15 protein-coding genes are annotated in these 14,761 nt (G+C 47.8%); 1 reads left to right on the top strand and 14 read right to left on the bottom strand.

All coding sequences use genetic code 11. The features are described from left to right. Positions 1-176 precede the first annotated feature (176 nt). From ABJ225_RS15490 to spoIIQ, 3 genes are all read right to left on the bottom strand, one after another. On the bottom strand, positions 177-1,844 hold the full coding sequence (locus tag ABJ225_RS15490; RefSeq protein WP_148985700.1) for a sodium:solute symporter family protein: 1,668 nt from the start codon (positions 1,842-1,844) through the stop codon (positions 177-179). Between the two features lie 57 nt (positions 1,845-1,901). Next, complete coding sequence (locus tag ABJ225_RS15485) at positions 1,902-2,204, bottom strand: DUF4212 domain-containing protein (RefSeq protein WP_053429619.1); 303 nt, start codon at positions 2,202-2,204, stop codon at positions 1,902-1,904. Between the two features lie 485 nt (positions 2,205-2,689). After that, entirely contained in the window at positions 2,690-3,523 is an 834-nt protein-coding gene (gene spoIIQ, locus ABJ225_RS15480) for a stage II sporulation protein SpoIIQ (protein WP_238283147.1), read from the bottom strand. 240 nt (positions 3,524-3,763) lie between these two features. Between spoIIQ and ABJ225_RS15475 the strand changes: the two genes are divergently transcribed. After that, entirely contained in the window at positions 3,764-4,198 is a 435-nt protein-coding gene (locus ABJ225_RS15475; RefSeq protein ID WP_056539133.1) for a VanZ family protein, read from the top strand. Positions 4,199-4,239: 41 nt separating this feature from the next. On the opposite strand, the gene spoIID is transcribed toward ABJ225_RS15475, so the two are convergent. From spoIID to atpE, 11 genes are all read right to left on the bottom strand, one after another. After that, positions 4,240-5,253, bottom strand: coding sequence for a stage II sporulation protein D (spoIID, locus tag ABJ225_RS15470; RefSeq protein WP_347320990.1), 1,014 nt, complete (start codon positions 5,251-5,253; stop codon positions 4,240-4,242). Between the two features lie 853 nt (positions 5,254-6,106). Continuing rightward, a complete protein-coding gene (gene murA / locus ABJ225_RS15465) occupies positions 6,107-7,411 on the bottom strand; it encodes a UDP-N-acetylglucosamine 1-carboxyvinyltransferase (RefSeq protein WP_048004875.1) in 1,305 nt (434 codons plus the stop codon). Between the two features lie 32 nt (positions 7,412-7,443). Further along, positions 7,444-8,193: a YwmB family TATA-box binding protein gene (locus ABJ225_RS15460; protein ID WP_056539138.1), complete on the bottom strand. Its 750-nt coding sequence runs from the start codon at positions 8,191-8,193 to the stop codon at positions 7,444-7,446. Between the two features lie 215 nt (positions 8,194-8,408). After that, complete coding sequence (locus ABJ225_RS15455; protein WP_053429624.1) at positions 8,409-8,645, bottom strand: DUF1146 family protein; 237 nt, start codon at positions 8,643-8,645, stop codon at positions 8,409-8,411. Positions 8,646-8,918: 273 nt separating this feature from the next. Continuing rightward, entirely contained in the window at positions 8,919-9,323 is a 405-nt protein-coding gene (locus ABJ225_RS15450) for a F0F1 ATP synthase subunit epsilon (protein WP_056539144.1), read from the bottom strand. 22 nt (positions 9,324-9,345) lie between these two features. Continuing rightward, the gene (gene atpD / locus ABJ225_RS15445; RefSeq protein WP_053429625.1) at positions 9,346-10,749 is read right to left on the bottom strand and encodes a F0F1 ATP synthase subunit beta; all 1,404 of its coding nucleotides are present in this window, start codon (positions 10,747-10,749) and stop codon (positions 9,346-9,348) included. Between the two features lie 44 nt (positions 10,750-10,793). After that, on the bottom strand, positions 10,794-11,654 hold the full coding sequence (locus ABJ225_RS15440; protein ID WP_056539148.1) for a F0F1 ATP synthase subunit gamma: 861 nt from the start codon (positions 11,652-11,654) through the stop codon (positions 10,794-10,796). 84 nt (positions 11,655-11,738) lie between these two features. After that, positions 11,739-13,247 (bottom strand): F0F1 ATP synthase subunit alpha, encoded by a 1,509-nt coding sequence (gene atpA, locus ABJ225_RS15435; RefSeq protein WP_056539151.1) that lies wholly within the window; start codon positions 13,245-13,247, stop codon positions 11,739-11,741. Positions 13,248-13,274: 27 nt separating this feature from the next. Then, the gene (locus ABJ225_RS15430; RefSeq protein ID WP_053429628.1) at positions 13,275-13,811 is read right to left on the bottom strand and encodes a F0F1 ATP synthase subunit delta; all 537 of its coding nucleotides are present in this window, start codon (positions 13,809-13,811) and stop codon (positions 13,275-13,277) included. Then, entirely contained in the window at positions 13,808-14,326 is a 519-nt protein-coding gene (locus ABJ225_RS15425) for a F0F1 ATP synthase subunit B (RefSeq protein ID WP_053429629.1), read from the bottom strand. Before ABJ225_RS15425 ends, ABJ225_RS15430 begins: the two co-directional genes overlap by 4 nt. Positions 14,327-14,509: 183 nt before the next feature. After that, positions 14,510-14,722: a F0F1 ATP synthase subunit C gene (gene atpE / locus ABJ225_RS15420; protein ID WP_048014184.1), complete on the bottom strand. Its 213-nt coding sequence runs from the start codon at positions 14,720-14,722 to the stop codon at positions 14,510-14,512. Positions 14,723-14,761 lie beyond the last annotated feature (39 nt).

Raw genomic sequence — 14,761 nt, 5'->3', positions numbered from 1 at the left:
TATTGATAGGTTTGTTTCATTTTATTAGCATTTGTCCCCATATATGCACACTTTACCGAATAAGGACAAGATAACGTTTGAATTTTCAGAATACCATTCGGACCATACGACATTCTTTGATCTATTTCCTGAGAAATAAGTCGAAAACGCCCCTTGAAATCAGGAGCGTTCTCTCTTCATCCTTTAAAATCTACATCTTCATCGATCCATACCTCTCCGTCCTTATAGGTCATCTGCTCTGGATACCTGAGGTTCTCCACTTCATCCTGAAGTTTCTGAGACGGCGCAGGGGTGAGGAGTGAAACGGTGATATTGGCAATGATCGCTGCAGTGGCCCCGAAGACGCCGGCACCCGTGTCAATGATCCCCAAGATCGTATAGCCCTCCCTCGCGAGAAAGATATAGAGCAAGGTGACTCCCAGGCCGACAAGCATGCCTGTCACTACTCCGTGGGCGTTGGAGCGCTTCCACCAGACCCCGAGCAGGAGTGCAGGGAAGAATGTTCCCGACGCAAGGGCAAATGCCCATGCGACAATCTGGGTGATGACACCAGGTGGATTCAGTGCCACGAGACCTGCAAGGAGCGTGGCAACCACAATCGTCCAACGGGCCACGGCCAAGCGATTTGCATCTGATGCCCCCGGTTTCATGACCCTATAGTAAATGTCATGGGCAAAGGAAGACGAGATGGCGATGAGAAGTCCGCCTGCAGTGGAGAGGGCCGCTGCCATGGCTCCCGCTGCCACAAGACCGATGACGAATACACCCAGGTTGGCAATCTCCGGAGTCGCCATGACGACAATATCATTGGAGATGATGATCTCCTGCCACTGAAGGATGCCGTCACCATTCGTATCCGCCACTTGAAGCTTCCCTGTATCGACCCACGACTTTGTCCATGCAGGGAGCTCACTGATCTTACTTCCGGCTACTTTCGTCATGAGGATGAACCTCGAGAATGCTGCATAGGCAGGTGCTGATAAATACAGGATCCCGATAAAGAGAAGCGCCCATGCCCCAGACCAGCGAGCTGCCTTCATCGTGGAGACCGTATAGAACCGGACAATAACATGTGGAAGCCCTGCGGTTCCCGCCATGAGGGTGAACATAAGGGCGATGAACTGCCATTTTGATCCGTTCGTGAAAGGTGCAAAATACTCTGACACACCGAGTTGCCGGTCCAGTTCACCGATCTCCTCGACGACCCTCCCGTACGACAGCCAAGGAGCCGGATTTCCTGTCAGTTGCAGGGACATGAAAATGACAGGGATCAGATAGGCAATGATCAGAACAAGGTATTGCGCCACCTGCGTCCAGGTGATTCCCTTCATTCCCCCAAAGGCCGCGTAGAATGCAATGAGCACGACCCCGATCATCGTCCCGATCTTCGCATCGATTTCGAATAACCGACCGATGACGACCCCCGACCCGGAAAGCTGTCCGATAGAATAGGTGAAGCTGATGATGATGGTACAGATCGCCGCCGTGATCCGTGCCGGATGGCTGTTGAATCTATCTCCGATGAATTCCGGAACGGTGTAACGTCCGTATTTCCGGAGCTGAGGAGCCAGAAGGAACGTGAGAAGGAGATATCCCCCTGTCCACCCCATTATATAGGCCAGGCCGTCATACCCGAGAATCATGACCGTTCCAGCCATACCAATGAATGATGCGGCGCTCATCCAATCAGCACCGATGGCCATCCCGTTGAAGATCGGCGGGACCCCGCGACCAGCCACATAGAAATCCGATGTTTCTTTTGCTTTGTTGTATACAGCGATACCAATGTATAAGGCAAATGTCACCAAAATGATGATCGTCGATACTAACAGCTGAGAATCCATCTATCCGTTTCCCCCTACACTCTGTCTTTTTTCTTCATCCCAATTTCTCTTGTCTCTTTAATGATCCAGTGTCTTCCCGTAGCTGAGTGCTTCATTCTTCTTCGCATCGATTCCGTACTTCCGGTCGATTTTGTCACTTACGACTGCGTTGACAAACAGCAGTAAGATGAAGGTGACGACCGCTCCTTGCGCCCCCATGAAGTAATGGAAAGGAAAACCGCCAATCGTATAGGAAGACAGTGGTTCCGCAATCAGCACTACACCGAATGACGCGATGAACCAAATGACCAGATACACACCCATATAGATGTTTTTCTCTCTGAAATACCGATCGGCTTTCACCTTTTCGATTTTTTTCATTCCGTTCCCCCCTTTTTTCACACTACCTCAAACTGAAAATGAACTTCACCGTTTCGAAAAATGGAGCCGGCACCATGGCGATCTGAATGATCAGAAATGCAAAGAGTGCCACGAATGGGATGGCCAGATAAAAGACCTTCTTTTTCCTTATGGTGAAAAAGATGCAAAAGCCCGTGAGCGCTATAAAGATGAAAAAGTAAATGGATGTCACCTCCTTATGTAAGCGTTTTCTTAAATGAACAGATTTCTCCTCCCTGAATACTTATTCATCATTATGTATAGGGTGCTGGACAGGGTCAATGAAAAAAAGTCGACAGAAATCTCATCACCTATGACGTTGTTTTTTTACAATAGCAAGATGGCGCCCTGCAGAACCGGAAGACCGTCTGTTTTATTTTCCTGCCAAACTAACATCCTGTCGAATGGCCTCGCAGGTTATTGACGCAAAAAAAGAACCAGCCGCAATGGGCCGGTTCCGTATGGGATCATTCTTCGTCTTTAGTATCAGCTGCGTCCGGGGTAGTGCTGGACTCATCGGACTCTTTCTTCTCCGCGCCTTGTTTAGGCTTGGCTTGTCCTTCGTTTCCTTCAGACTCTTTCTTTTCTTCAGCAGCATCTTTCTTCTCTTCTGTACCTTTGTCTTCAGAAGCTTGCTCTGTGGATACTTGTTGATCCAAGTCAGCTTCTTGAAGGGTGGCAAGGGACTTATTGAAGTACTCAAGTGGATTCACAGCTAAGCTGTCTTTGCGGATTTCAAAGTGTACGTGTACACCAGCTTCTTCGTTCAGACTGCTCTTGCCTGCTTTGGCAATTTCTTGACCTTGCTTGACTGTGTCACCAACAGCAACCTTGAAATCTTTGACCGATTGGTAACGTGTGACGACACCTTTGGAATGCTCGATTTCAATCGTGTTCCCAAGTAGGGCATCTTCCTGAACCTTTGTGACTTCTCCACTCATGGCAGCAAGGACATTGAAGTTCTTGCCTTCTTTCGAGATGTCGAGCCCTTGGTTCGGGTAGTACTCATTTCCGTGGACGATGAGCGCTGCTTCCTGTTCTTCGGCCGTGGCATTAGCATCATAGAATTCTTTCTCAATGACGGTTTCATCCGGCTTGGCGACTGGCATTACGAAGTTTTCGAGTGAACGGTTGACTTCTTCTGCAGGTTGATCAAATTGATTTTCGGTAGGAACTCCATCATAGCTGTAATCCTTTGCTTTCTCGTTCACATCATTCGATGCTTGGTACCACAAAATCCCTGTGATCACGACTGCTGCACTTGCCAAGTAGATTGCTGGATAGGCCCAGCGCCTTTTCAAAAATTTTGGAGAAGTATGTTTCTTTTCTTCCTCTCTCATTTTCATCACCTCAGCAATCATTCTGAACAGAATTCAGAAAATATATACACGAGGTGAAAAAATTTTTAAAATCTTATCTTTCGACAAAACGAATCGTTCTATGCACGATTTTTTACATCTCTTTGAACTTTTATTCTGATGGGAGAAAAGGAGGGCTCCCCGTGCTACAATGAAAGGATGAAACGAAAGGACGATGTCTGAATGAAATCTGTATTGAAAATCGGGCTGACCGCAGCCCCTTTCTTATATATGCTCTTGATCTGGTATCTTTCGAGTAATCCCGATGATAAGGTCCTAAGCCTCCCGGAGCGGGATCTTGACCGATTCATCAAGGAATCCCTCCACCTGATCGAGTTCGGGATCCTTTATGCTCTATTTGTCCTTGCCCTTCTTGCTCATGGAAAACTCACTTATGCTGTCAATACCGTCGCCGCCCTGATTGCCATTTTCTATGGCTTCACGGATGAAATCCATCAGGCCTTTGTGCCGGCCCGTTCTGCCACCATGATCGACGCTGCCAAGGATCTCATCGGCGTGACCATCCTCTATTGGCTCGTCAATCACACCTACTTCCGCTCACCGGAACGTCCACTGGGCCGTTGGTTGAAATCAGTTGAGAAGTATTTTACAGCGTAAACGAAGAAGCGCCAGGTCCGGAAAGTGGACCTGGCGCTTTTTCAGCGCTGTGCGGTGACTTTTTTCAACAACGTATCTGCCTGGGTGATCTTCACGTCCTTATAATAGTGCTGGACGATCTGCTTATAGTCCTTTCCTTCTTCCGCCATTCCGTTAGCACCGTATTGACTCATGCCGACGCCATGACCGAAGCCTTTCGTTGAAATGACGATATGATCGCCCTTCAGCGACCAGGTGAAGTCGGACGATTTCAGATTCAGCTTATCCCGTATTTCCCGCCCGGTAAACTTCTTGCCGTCGATCTCCACGTTGGCAACCCGTTTCCCTTCTGTGCGGCCGGTGATCGTACCTACGCTTCCATCCTTCGGCAAGGTGACCCCCAGTTTCTTTTGAAAGTCGCTTGTCTTGATGACGACTTGATCTTCAAATTTCGGGGATTTGGAATCCCAAGGGCTCTCGACACTCCTCAGGTAAGGAAGCTCATTCTCCCAATAGGATTCTGAGTTCTCTGTGTAGCCGTTGCTTGTCGAGAAAAAGGCAGCTGTGATCGGTTTATCATTGTACGTCAGGACTTTGCCCATCGTCCCGTGTACGGCATCTTTGATTTTTTTGATTTTCCATTCATAGTCCGCGCCCCATAGCTTGGCGAGCTCTTTTTCATTCTTGTATACCTGATGTGCGACGGTATCGGTCACATCGGCACCTTTAGGGACGTTGGAGTCATCTACAAGAAGCTGATTCACAATATACGTTCTGGCAGCCAGCGCCTGGGCCTTCAAGGCTTCAGGTTCAAAGTCGGCAGGCATTTCACCAGCTACGACTCCCACAACGTACTGCTCGAGGGGCAGTTTTTCGATGAGGTCGTCGTTTGAACGATAGACGGCTACCTGCATGGATTGGTCCATGTCTTTGTTGGCGGTTTGTTTGGCTTTGGCTTCGTCCAGGTTGGCTGTTTCTTTTCCTGATGAGAAGGGGAGTACCAGCAGGGCGGGAATCGTGATGATGATGATGATAAAGAGTGAGAAGGTGAGTAGTACGGGTTTCCATTGCTTCATGTGCGCTGCCTCCATATAAAGTGAAATAGGAGATGGTGGTGCGTTTCTCCTCTTTTCAAATGTATGGGAGTGGACAGGCTTTTATGAATGATTTTGTTGGATTGATTGGTGTTCATTTTATAAGTGGGGGTGGGTTGTTTCTAATTGGGATGTTCCGTTTCGCTGCGGCCACCCGCTTTCCATGGGGTGTGCGGTGAGCCGCTTCGGCGTTGCCTGCAGGGTCTCACCTTGCCCGCTTTTCCCATAGGAGTCGGGTGGCCTCCGCTTCACTTCACTTTTGGTGGTATATAGATCCTACCCTTACTAGTTCCTACACATATAGTAAGAATCTAGATCCTATTTTCGTAGTGTTTCTTTGATGTAAATGATATTGCTTACTTCATATAGGGATGGGCTAAGTCACTCCCGATTTCTTTAGGCTTTTGTGAATTCTGAAGGGGACGTTTCGTTCCGCTGCGGGTGGCCGCTTTCCGGCGGGGAGGGAGTTGAGCCGCTTCGGCTGCGCCTCCAGGGTCTCAACCTTCCCTCTTTTCCCGCAGGAGTCGGCCTCCCTCCGCTGCTCTTCACTTTTGGTTATATGGATGCTAGCTTTCTTTATAAGTGATCGTCCTTATTTTGAAGGTCACTGAATTTGTAGCATGTTCTATGTAAACCTTAATGATTGCATAAGTAATCAAGATCAAACCCCATAAATCATCGGTGAGGAGGAAGGTTCGCGTACATCTGATATTTGTATTTTAGATGCCACGACCACTATTTTTTCACCAAATCTTTGACTTCTAAGTGGATTTTATCCCGTACACAAATAAAAACGGACCTCCTGTTGTAAGGAGGTCCGTTTTATTGGATACGCTTATGCGTCTTTGATCATGGTTTCTTCTGTTGCTGGTGTTTCGTCGGCTTCGTTGACGCGTTCGATGTCTGCACCTAGAGCTGCGAGCTTTTGGTGGAAGTTGACATAGCCACGGTCAAGGTGTTTTAGTTCCGTGACTCTTGTGTAGCCGTCTGCTACGAGTCCTGCGATGGATAGGGCTGCGGCTGCTCGAAGATCGGTTGCAGCAACTTCTGCACCTTGAAGGGCAGTTGGTCCATCCATGATGACAGAACGGCCTTCGATTTTGATTTCGGCGCCCATGCGGCGGAATTCTTCCGCGTGCATGAAGCGGTTTTCAAATACCGTTTCCGTGATGACGCTTGTTCCATCTGCTGCAAGGAGCAATGCCATCATTTGGGATTGCATGTCTGTCGGGAATCCAGGGTGTGGCATCGTTTTGATGTCGACGGATTTCAATGAATCCGGACCGATGACACGAACACCTTCCCCTTCATCGATGATCTTGACGCCCATCTCCTCCATTTTGGCAATAAGAGAAGACAAATGTTCAGGGATTGCACCTTTTACAAGAACATCACCTTTAGTAATGGCAGCAGCTACCATGAATGTTCCGGCTTCAATACGGTCCGGGATGATGCTGTGCTCCACTCCATAAAGGCGATCGACACCCTCGATGCGGATTGTTCCGGTTCCGGCACCTACTACGTTTCCTCCCATTTTGTTCAGGAAGTTCGCAAGGTCCACGATTTCCGGTTCTTTTGCAACATTTTCAAGGATTGTTGTTCCTTCTGCAAGAACGGCAGCCATCATGATGTTCTCAGTGGCACCTACGCTTGGGAAGTCGAGATAGACTTTGGCACCATGCAAGCGACCGTCAACTTCAGCTTCGATGAAGCCGTTACCGACTTTCACTTTTGCACCCATTGCTTCGAATCCTTTAAGATGCTGATCAATTGGTCTTGAACCGATTGCACATCCACCAGGAAGGGCTACACGGGCTTTACCTGTACGTCCAAGAAGTGAACCCATCACTAGGACGGATGCACGCATTTTACGTACATATTCAAAAGGCGCCTCTACAAATAACTCCCTTGACGCATTGACGGTTACTTCACCGTTCGCGAATTCTACATCTGTATTTAAATGACGTATAACTTCATTGATCGTATATACATCGGAGAGTGGTGGTACGTTTTTGATGATGCTTTTTCCTTCACTTGCTAATAATGTAGCAGCGATGACTGGTAAAACGGCATTCTTTGCTCCTTCAACTTGCACTGTACCGCTTAAACGCTGACCGCCGCGGACGATAATTTTTTCCAAGAGTATTCCCCTCCGCGTCCAATTTCTCTATATTAATATTCAATAATCAGGATGGGTGTGCCAATGACAAAGGTTGTCTCAGCGCCCATTCCACTTTTCCGTAAACCAAGTTGAATGTTCATATCTTGATGCTGTTTGGTTTGAATGGTCCGTGACAATTGTTCCGAGTAGGCTGAAATTGAATGAAACTCTTCCTCTTTTAAGGATTCCAATTCGTTTGCGTCCAATGTGTCCATCATTTCGACGGCTTGATTCGACAAAACTTCCTCAAGCGTATCACTGAATTTGCCTTTAATACAAGAGAATATCAAGGGTTTATCCGTGAAAATTTCATCCATGTTTGGGATATATTCACTTTTGATATATGCCTTGGCGCTCTCTCCCCAAGTGGTCTGACTTCCGCGCAGCTCATACATAGTATACGATTGTGATTGCCCGTTTGTGAGGGTATGTAAAATCTTAATGGTTTCTGTTCCATGAGACGTCTTGCGAAGTCCCGTCACCACTGTTTCTTCCTTTGATTTTTTTGTTACCCACTTGAATCCGGAAAATTTCTCCTGAATCAACTCACTGTGTTTGGCAAACCCTTCTTGTGTGAAGCTAGATGCGTTTTCTCTTGCATACAGAGACCATTCATTGACCTTCCCACCAGCTCGTTCGACGGCAAGATCAAGTTTTTCTATATCGGTGAAACGCTTCGCTTCGATAGTGTTGTTCCCATTACTGACATAAAGAAAACCAATTATAATGAAAAAAATTACGAAAATGTAAAAGTTACGCACGATTATTCCTCCCCTTTAGTAAAAGTCTTTCCGTCAGGGTGAGGAACATACTTGCAACTTATCGTCATCTTTTTACAAATCTGTCTTCTTATAGTCATGTGATCGTTTTCATAATGAAACTTTTTCACAAAGGGCGTAAACACAAAATTAATCTTACTCAAAACAAGTTCCTTTGAGAACATGCAGGAAGACCTATTTTTTGTAAGGATTTGACCCTATTCGAAAAGGGTCGGCAGCTGCTGGGTCCATAGGTAGTAATCCAACAAGAACCTGCTGACGGCAGAACCAATGGCAATGGTCAGTAGGATGTACAAGAGCCTCCCTTGGGCGACCCTGTTTTTTTTAAGGAGCTTATCCAATTGGATTGATTGAAGAGCCCAGAATGTAACTGCGAACACCACCAAGTGAATCAGCATGCTGATCAGCGCCTGCTGGCCAAATGTTACGTCCATTCCTTCTCACTCCAAAAAAAAATTTAGACACACATAGACTATTTTAACATATTACCTTTGCACTACAATAGTTATTTTTGTAAATGTCAGGTTTTTTTGAAACTCTGTCTTTTAGTCTCTACGTGTATGTCCCACGTTCCATTTTACTCCCTTTGTATAGGTAAAGCCAATTGGAGCGTGCAGGATTTTTTCATATTTTTTTGTCTCTTCATTATATATACAAAAATCCACCCGTGAGGAATGAGAGCCTCAGGGTGGATTTTCAAGATCGTATTAGAAGTTACGCTCTGACACGTTGATTCTGTTCATGGCACGTTTCAAGGATAGTTCAGCACGGCGGAAGTCGACGTCATCCCTGCTTCCTTGAAGGCGTCCTTCTGCACGTCCTTTGGCTTCCTTGGCACGTTCGATGTTGATCGCTTCTGCCGTCTCGGCAGATTGTGCAAGAATTGTCACCTGTTCAGGTCGGACTTCAAGGAAGCCGCCGCTGACAGCTACAAGCTCAGTGTCGCCACCTTTTTTCAGGCGAACTGCACCGATTTGTAGTGGAGCAACCATCGGAATGTGTCCAGGCAAGATCCCAAGCTCACCGCTTTGAGCTTTCGTACTTACCATGTCCACTTCTGAATCGTACACTGGGCCATCGGGAGTGACAATATTGACTTTTAATGTCTTCATTTTGTTCCCTCCTGGTCCGCGATTATACCTCTACGCCCATTTCTTTAGCTGCAGCCAGTACGTCCTCGATCGGACCTACCAGACGGAATGCATCTTCAGGAATGTGATCGTATTTGCCCTCAAGGATATCCTTGAATGCTTTAACTGTATCTTTCACTTCTACGTATGAACCTTTTTGTCCTGTGAACTGCTCGGCCACGTGGAAGTTCTGTGAAAGGAAGAATTGTACACGACGCGCACGGTGAACGGTCAGTTTGTCATCATCAGAAAGCTCATCCATACCGAGGATCGCAATGATGTCCTGAAGTTCTTTGTAGCGCTGAAGCGTCTGCTGTACGTTACGTGCTACGCTGTAATGCTCTTCTCCAACGATTTCAGGAGACAGGGCGCGTGAAGTGGAAGCAAGTGGATCCACGGCAGGGTAAATACCCATTTCCGAAAGCTTACGCTCAAGGTTCGTCGTCGCGTCAAGGTGGGCGAACGTCGTTGCCGGAGCTGGATCCGTATAGTCATCCGCCGGTACATAGATCGCTTGGATCGATGTAACGGAACCGACATTCGTCGATGTGATACGCTCTTGTAATTGACCCATTTCGGTCGCAAGTGTCGGCTGGTAACCAACGGCAGATGGCATACGTCCAAGAAGGGCGGATACTTCTGAACCTGCTTGCGTGAAACGGAAGATGTTGTCAATGAACAATAGAACATCCTGACCTTGCTCATCACGGAAGTACTCAGCCATTGTCAGACCCGTCAAGGCAACACGCATACGTGCTCCTGGCGGCTCATTCATCTGACCGAATACCATCGCTGTCTTCTTGATAACACCAGAATCGCTCATCTCGTGGTAAAGGTCATTCCCTTCACGAGTACGCTCCCCTACACCGGCGAATACTGAGATCCCACCGTGCTCCTGGGCGATGTTGTTGATCAATTCCTGGATCAAAACGGTTTTACCTACACCGGCTCCACCGAACAGACCGATCTTACCACCCTTGATATAAGGCGCTAGCAAGTCGACTACTTTGATTCCTGTTTCAAGAATTTCCACCTCTGTGGAAAGCTGATCGAATGTTGGTGCTTGTCTGTGAATCGGGTCACGACGGATTCCCTGCTGAAGAGGCTCGTCCAGGTCGATTGAATCACCCAGTACGTTGAATACACGTCCAAGCGTGATGTCACCTACCGGTACAGAAATCGGTGCTCCAGAATCGAGTACTGTCGCTCCACGCTGTAGCCCGTCTGTAGAGGCCATGGCGATTGTGCGCACAGAGTCATCCCCAAGGTGAAGGGCAACCTCCAGTGTAAGTTCGCCTCGGTCTGCGATTTGGACCTTCAATGAGTTGTAGATATCCGGTAGCTGCCCGCTAGAGAACTTGACATCGACAACCGGACCCATTACTTGAAGAACATGTCCTGTGTTCATCTCTTTCCCTCCTAACTGGCTTTTGACGATTGATACGTCTCTTTCTATTCGAGTGCTGCCGCCCCACCGACGATCTCAGTGATTTCCTGAGTGATCGCAGCCTGACGTGCACGGTTATAAGACAATGTAAGATCACCGATGAGTTCCTTCGCGTTGTCCGTCGCACTTCGCATGGCCGTCATACGTGCCGCATGCTCACTGGCTTTACCATCGAGCAGTGCACCGAAGATGAGGCTCTCTGCGTATTGCGGAAGAAGGACTTCAAGGATCTCTTCAGCACTTGGTTCAAATTCATAGGAAGTAAGCTTGGTAGAAGTAGATTCAAGATCCGTCAACGGCAGAACCTTCTTCTGCGTTACATCCTGCTGGATTGCACTAACGTAGTGATTGTAGAACATATAGAGCTCGTCATACGCCCCGTCCGAGAACATGGTGACCGTTTTATTGGCGATATCCTTGATATCGGCAAAATTCGGCTGATCCGGCAGTCCTACGACCCCATCAAGGACATGATCTCCGCGTTTCAAGAAGAAATCGCGGCCCATACGCCCCAGCGCAATGATCGTGTATTCATCCTTGGAGCTGTGACGCTCCTGGATTGTATTACTGACAGCACGCAGCACACTGCTGTTATATGCCCCCGCCAAACCGCGGTCAGACGTAATGACCAAGTAGCCGGTTTTCTTTACGGGGCGGGAGACTAGCATTGGATGCGTTACGTCGGTGCTTCCGAGGGAAATGGAGGTGACGACTTCCTGGATCTTTTCCATGTAAGGGACGAATGATTTCGCATTCATCTCGGCACGGTTCAGCTTGGAAGCAGAAACCATCTCCATTGCCTTCGTAATCTGACTTGTTTTCTTCGTAGACGTAATACGAGTTTTAATGTCGCGTAACGATGCCACTGGTTCTCACCACCCTTTTTTGAAAATGTTAGACCTTGTCCTTTAAACCCAAGGTGGAAGGTGCCCCTTAGGACACCACCCACATTATACGGATTTCGCGAACGTCTTTTTGAATCCATCGATGGCTGCTGCCATAGCGCTGTCTTCAGGAAGACCTTTCGTTGTGCGGATTTGATCCAACAATTCTTTATGGTTGTGGTCGAGCCAGCTTAGCATTTCACCTTCGAAGCGACGGATATCCGCAACCGGAATATCATCAAGATGACCCCTTGTAAGCGCGTAGAAGATCATGACTTGTTTTTCAACCGTCAATGGCTTGTTCAAGTCCTGTTTCAATACTTCTACTGTACGCGCTCCACGGTTCAACTTCGCCTGTGTCGCTTTATCAAGGTCGGAACCGAACTGAGAGAATGCTTCAAGCTCACGGAACGCTGCAAGGTCAAGACGCAGGGTACCGGATACTTTCTTCATTGCTTTGATCTGTGCGGATCCACCTACACGTGATACGGAAAGACCTGCGTTGATCGCCGGACGTACACCGGAGAAGAATAGGTCGGATTGCAAGAAAATCTGTCCATCAGTGATGGAAATAACGTTAGTCGGGATATAAGCGGAGATATCTCCTGCTTGCGTTTCAACGAATGGTAATGCCGTGATGGAACCTCCACCTTTTGCATCGCTGAGCTTCGCTGCACGCTCCAACAAACGGGAGTGCAAGTAGAATACGTCACCAGGGAATGCTTCACGACCTGGAGGACGGCGAAGGAGCAAGGAAAGCTCACGGTATGCCGATGCTTGTTTAGACAAGTCATCATATACAACAAGTACATGCTTACCATTATGCATGAACTCTTCACCCATCGTGATTCCACAATAAGGCGCAAGGAATAGCATCGGTGCCGGTTGTGATGCAGATGCCGTCACGACGATTGTATAGTCGAGGGCACCATGCTTACGCAGTGTTTCTACGGCATTACGAACCGTTGATTCCTTTTGTCCGATTGCCACATAAATACAGATCATGTCTTGATCTTTTTGATTAAGGATTGAGTCGATGGCTACAGACGTCTTACCTGTCTGACGGTCACCGATGATCAATTCACGCTGTCCGCGTCCGATCGGCACGAGTGCATCGATCGCCTTGATTCCCGTTTGAAGCGGCTCATGTACGGATTTACGATCCATTACACCAGGAGCTGCGCCTTCAATCGGGCGTGTTTTCGTTGTAGGAATCGGTCCAAGACCATCGACTGGTTGACCCAGTGAGTTTACAACACGACCTACAAGTTCCGGTCCAACCGGTACTTCCATGATCCGTCCGGTACGACGAACCTCATCGCCTTCACGAATGTCTTTATAAGGCCCAAGAATAACGATACCTACGTTGTTTTCTTCTAAGTTCTGTGCCATACCCATGACACCAGTAGAAAATTCAACAAGCTCTCCAGCCATGACATTGTCGAGGCCATGAGCACGAGCGATACCATCCCCGATTTGGATGACAGTACCTACATCGCTTACCTTCATCTCAGACTGATAGTTCTCAATTTGCTTCTTTATCAGCGCGCTGATTTCTTCCGCCTTGATGCTCATGAATTTCACCCCTCATTTATACGAAAGTTAACGAACCAGTTCACGTTCCAGACGATTCAACTTACCGGCAAGCGTACCATCGAAGATCCTGTTCCCAATACGGATCTTCAAGCCTCCGAGGATGTTGTTGTCTATCACATTCTCGATTCTAAGTGATTGTTTACCTACTTTTTTAGCAAAAGATGTGGAAACGGCTGTTTTCTCATCTTCAGACAGTGGACGTACAGAGTACACGATGGCATCCGCGATTCCGCGTGCTTCGTTGGAAAGATCGATGAATGCATCGACCACTGCCACGACCTGATCTTCACGATGACGATCGGTCAGGAGTAATAATGTATTCAGGACAGGTGCAGAGACCCCCGCAAACGATTCCTGGATCAAGGTTTTCTTCTTGACCGCCGTAAGCTTCGGATTCTCAAGCAGACTGTTCAATTCTTTGTTTTCTGTAAAAACGGTTTTCACTGCGCGGAGCTCTTCTTCGATCGCTTCAAGTTTCAGTTGCTCCTGGGCGATTTGAAAGAGGGCAAGTGCATAGCGTTTTGCGACTGTGGAGCTGCTCATCGCTGATCTCCTGCCTCTTTGATGTAGTCGTTGATCAATTGTTCCTGATCTTCAACCGAAAGCTCCTTCTCGATAACCTTCGACGCGATCATGACAGATAGGGATGCCACTTGCTCACGCAGGGCAGCCATCGCTTGATCTTTCTGCGTCTCGATTTCGCGCTTCGCTGATTCTTTCAGGCGTTCTGATTCCTGGCGGGCTTCAAGGATGATCTGACTGCGTTGGTCATCCCCTTGCTTCTTCGCGCTCTCGATCAGGGTCAGGGCTTCCTGACGTGCCTCTTTCAATAGCTCACGCTGTTCTTCGAGGTACTTGCTTGCTTCCGTACGGCTCTTTTCTGCCGCATCGATCTCCCCTGCTATATGGTTCTCACGTTCTTGCATGATGCCCATCAACGGGCCCCAGGCAAACTTTTTCAATAACGCAAGAAGGACTAGAAACAGGACTAGCTGTACTATAATATCTCCACCTGTGAAGCCTCCTCCGGCTCCAAGGACAAATGCGTTTGATAGCACGCGGTTTCACTCCCTTCAAGAGTCAATGCCTTATATGGTACTGCCTTATTTAATGGCCGTGACGCCCCCATCCCCTGAGAGGTCAAAGGACCGCCCGACCTTTCATTCCAAGTCAGGATGTTACTTTACATAAAGGAATGGCGAAGGTTCTCATCGAATGATCTTCGCCATCTGAAACTATTATTATCGACCCAATACCATGAACGCGATAACTGTCGCAATGATAGGAATCGCCTCAACCAATGCAACCCCGATGAACATTGTTGTTTGAAGCATACCGCGGGCTTCCGGTTGACGAGCGATTCCCTCTACTGTACGTGACACGATAAGACCGTTACCAATACCTGCACCTAGTGCTGCTAATCCGATTGCAATTGCTGCTGCTAAAAGACCCATTCTAATTTTCCTCCTTTAATGTATAAAAATCTAAATTTG

This window comes from Rossellomorea sp. RS05, assembly GCF_039822645.1.
Lineage (GTDB): Bacteria > Bacillota > Bacilli > Bacillales > Bacillaceae_B > Rossellomorea > Rossellomorea marisflavi_B.
The sequence above is the reverse complement of the archived record's forward strand: the minus strand, read 5'-3'. Positions and strand labels throughout refer to the sequence as shown.

Coding starts and splice junctions, on each gene's coding strand:
- ABJ225_RS15490 (WP_148985700.1), bottom strand. CDS start 1,844: ATGGATTCTCAGCTGTTAGTATCGACGATCATCATTTTGGTGACATTT.
- ABJ225_RS15485 (WP_053429619.1), bottom strand. CDS start 2,204: ATGAAAAAAATCGAAAAGGTGAAAGCCGATCGGTATTTCAGAGAGAAA.
- ABJ225_RS15475 (WP_056539133.1), top strand. CDS start 3,764: ATGAAATCTGTATTGAAAATCGGGCTGACCGCAGCCCCTTTCTTATAT.
- spoIID (WP_347320990.1), bottom strand. CDS start 5,253: ATGAAGCAATGGAAACCCGTACTACTCACCTTCTCACTCTTTATCATC.
- ABJ225_RS15455 (WP_053429624.1), bottom strand. CDS start 8,645: ATGGACGTAACATTTGGCCAGCAGGCGCTGATCAGCATGCTGATTCAC.
- ABJ225_RS15450 (WP_056539144.1), bottom strand. CDS start 9,323: ATGAAGACATTAAAAGTCAATATTGTCACTCCCGATGGCCCAGTGTAC.
- atpD (WP_053429625.1), bottom strand. CDS start 10,749: ATGAACACAGGACATGTTCTTCAAGTAATGGGTCCGGTTGTCGATGTC.
- atpA (WP_056539151.1), bottom strand. CDS start 13,247: ATGAGCATCAAGGCGGAAGAAATCAGCGCGCTGATAAAGAAGCAAATT.
- ABJ225_RS15430 (WP_053429628.1), bottom strand. CDS start 13,811: ATGAGCAGCTCCACAGTCGCAAAACGCTATGCACTTGCCCTCTTTCAA.
- atpE (WP_048014184.1), bottom strand. CDS start 14,722: ATGGGTCTTTTAGCAGCAGCAATTGCAATCGGATTAGCAGCACTAGGT.